Raw genomic sequence first — 2,951 nt, 5'->3', positions numbered from 1 at the left:
GGCACCTTGAAATCACTCCTTTAGCTATCATCACCTCCCCTTACCAAATATATAACCAAGTGCAAGCGTGATAAGTGGCGCAAAAATCGACCATATATCTTTTATTTCATCAAAAGCGCTCGCACTACCCTTGCAAAGCGCGATTATGACAGAGGCGGCAGATAGCAACCCGCCTCCAATGAATGACCAAAGTATCGTACTGTACACGATCGAATTCTGAGCATGCTCCCCAGAACCAATCTGCTGTGTTAGAGCTCCAGGAATAGGGGCAGAAACGGTACCATTTGAAGATGGTAGGCGTGGAACATGGAGTTCACCTTGAATTTCTGTGCTTTCAGCTTGGGTTTTTTCGTTCATGCTGGCTCTCCTAGCATGAATGTATAGTGGACAGTTTTACTACTCTCTGCGCTGAGCGCATAAACCATAAAGGACAGCCAAAGCTTTCTTCCAGCCAAGGTTCCAATTTCAATCGGTGAAGTTGTCCCTGATCCAATGGAGTTATTGAAATTGTAAAGCTCCAAGTTTAGTGTAGAGCCAACAGCAGATGAACCACCTATACGTACTTGCCCAGAGTCGGAAACAAACAATAAAACAACTCGTAAATGTGACAATTGAAACTCTAAGTTATTATTATCTGCCGTAATCACAGTACCCGACGCAACAACATCAAATCCTGATGTACGAATATGAGTCTGCACAGACGGAAGCCCTGATGAAACGAAAGCGCTAGAGATAGCTTGCATATATTTCCTTTTCTTAACAATACAAAATTTTTGACAGCTGTATTTTGCCTTACATCAGTACATTTCCACAGATCTCATACCTCCACAACCATAGCCACTCCCTCCAGCTCCCTCCTCCCCACCCCCAGCATCTCCGCCGTACGGGTCCGCGCCATGTGGCCTACCGGCAGGCCGGCGCGCAGCTTGCGCACGTTCTCGACCACCCAGGCGGGCTGGCCCGTCAGGTCCAGGCCGGCCACAGCGTCAGGCGACGTGGAAACGGCCTTGGCCGCGATGGCGGCGCGCTGGGCCGCCAGCTGCGCGGCGTAGCGGGCGCGGGTCTCGGCGCTGGCCATCGGGCTGGTGCTGACGGCGGCGGCGCGGATGGCGGCGGCGGCCTGGGCTTGGGCGCTTAGCTCGTCGGGGCGGGCCCGCCCGGGGGCGGCTTCCTGGCGCACGCCTTTCCAGTCGGCGCGGGCGAACACCCAACCCCGGGCGTCGATCAGCTCGACCAGGCTGGCCAGGCTGCGGCCGGCGGCTTCGGCCTCGGCGGCCAGGTCGCGCACATCGCGGTCGCGCAGCGGCTGCTTGCCGGCAGCGACGCGGCGGGCATTGAGGGCTCGGAACAGCGGGGCCGTGTACGCGGGCAGAAGCTCGGCGGCGGTTGCCAGTGGGTCGGCCTGGACGGCCGGTGCGGCAGGCTGTTCGGTAGCCGGCCCGGCGTGTTGGGGCGCGGCTGCCGCCGGCAGCGGGTTTCCGGCTTGCAAGGATTCGATGGGGGGAAGGGAGGGAATGGCCTCGACCCTGACCGGATCGTCCATCGGCTCAGGCGCCGGCACGCGCGCTTCAGTACCTCCCTCAGTACCTATCAGTACCCTCTCAGTACGGTGGACATGGATGTCCGGGGTTGAGGTCGCCAATGTCCGGGGTGGCGGCTCCAAATGTCCGGGGTCGGCGTCGCAAATGTCCAGGGTGTCTGCACCCACCCCGGACATGGGTGTCCGGGGTTCGGCGGGCTGGTCGGCGTCGCGGCGGCAGGTCTCGAAGGCGGCCAGCGCCGCCAGGTCGATCACGTAGGCGGTGGATCGGCCCTGGCGCGGGATGCGTCTGACCAGGCCGAGCGCGACCAGCGCCTCGACGTTGCGGGCGGCCTGCTTCTCGCCGACACCCGACATCACGGCGATGGTCTTGAGCGAGCAGGTGCTGCGGCCCGCGCGGTCGTCGTGGCAGCGTGCGATGGCGATCAGGGCCAGCTTGGGACCGGACGCCAGCCGCACGTCGCTGGAGCCCACCAGCGCGCGCAGGCTGGCCCGCTTGAGGCCGGCGGCCTCGGAGGCCGTCAGAGTCATGGTCTGCATGTCGGCCTCCTGTTTCACCAGTGCAGCTTGACCGGCTTGCCGGCGGCCTTGTTCTCGAGGTAGTCCAGGCTCCAGCGCAGCCGCGTCATGGCCTGGGCGATGAAGTCGGTCATCACCTGGGGCTTGACCGCGATGCCGTTGGGCTCGACCAGGGCGTGCAGGAAGCGTTCCGGGCTCATGATGCAGGCATCGGTCTCGATGCGCGTGATGTGGGGCCGGGTCTGGCCGGGCTTGCGCTCGTCGGCGACGAAGGTCAACAGCCAGCGACCGCCGTCAAACAGCTCGGACTTGGCGAACTGCTCGAAGGCCTCGGCCTGCACCAGGGCGGCGAGCTGGGCCGCGTTTTCCAGCGCCTGGCGGGTGGACTTGGCCGCGGGGTCGATGGTTGCCTGCCAGCGGGACAGTTCCGCCTCCATCCGGTTGAAGGCATCGAGGTAGGCCAGCTTGAACTCGAGCGCGCGGGCGCCGGTGAAGCCCATGGCCAGCAGCGTGAAGCCGTCGCGGGTGATGCGGTAGGCCGGCTCCGAACGGGTCGCGCCGTTGGGGCCGGGCACGTCGATGAACGTCTCCCCAAAATTGGGGGCACGTTCCGCCGGCAGTTGCGCGAGCAGATCGCGGATCGTGCGCAGCACGTGATCGTGCCGCTTGCCGAAGTGGCGCGCAACGTCGAGGCTGCTGGTGGTGACATGGCCGTCAACGACGGTCAGCTCGGGCGTGATGGGCGCGGCGCGGTTCATGCTGCACCCCCTTGGACCTGGGCGGAGCTCAGGCGCTTGAGCAAGGTGGCGGCGCGGCAGGCGCGGGCGGTGGCGCGCTCCAGGTCGGCGGCGCTGCCTTGGTAACTATTCAGCCCCCCCACCTAGCGGCCTGA

At 63.4% G+C, this 2,951-nt stretch carries 4 protein-coding genes; all 4 read right to left on the bottom strand.

The features are described 5' to 3' along the window. Positions 1–30 precede the first annotated feature (30 nt). The 4 genes from C6P64_RS18100 to C6P64_RS17640 all read right to left on the bottom strand — a co-directional run bounded on the left by C6P64_RS18100 (position 31) and on the right by C6P64_RS17640 (position 2,817). The gene (locus C6P64_RS18100) at positions 31–357 is read right to left on the bottom strand and encodes a hypothetical protein (protein ID WP_146115984.1); all 327 of its coding nucleotides are present in this window, start codon (positions 355–357) and stop codon (positions 31–33) included. After that, positions 354–743, bottom strand: coding sequence for a DUF6864 domain-containing function (locus C6P64_RS18095; RefSeq protein WP_146115983.1), 390 nt, complete (start codon positions 741–743; stop codon positions 354–356). Before C6P64_RS18095 ends, C6P64_RS18100 begins: the two co-directional genes overlap by 4 nt. 74 nt (positions 744–817) lie before the next feature. Continuing rightward, positions 818–2,080 carry a helix-turn-helix domain-containing protein gene (locus C6P64_RS17645; protein ID WP_146115982.1) on the bottom strand — a complete coding sequence of 421 codons (1,263 nt, stop codon included), beginning with the start codon at positions 2,078–2,080 and terminating at the stop codon, positions 818–820. Positions 2,081–2,094: 14 nt separating this feature from the next. Beyond that, a complete protein-coding gene (locus tag C6P64_RS17640) occupies positions 2,095–2,817 on the bottom strand; it encodes a Rha family transcriptional regulator (protein ID WP_105749830.1) in 723 nt (240 codons plus the stop codon). Positions 2,818–2,951: the final 134 nt, after the last annotated feature.

The sequence above is a fragment of the Malikia granosa genome, from assembly GCF_002980595.1.
GTDB classification, from domain to species: domain Bacteria; phylum Pseudomonadota; class Gammaproteobacteria; order Burkholderiales; family Burkholderiaceae_C; genus Malikia; species Malikia granosa.
Note: the sequence above shows the minus strand (reverse complement) of the source record. Positions and strands in the feature narration are given on the sequence as shown.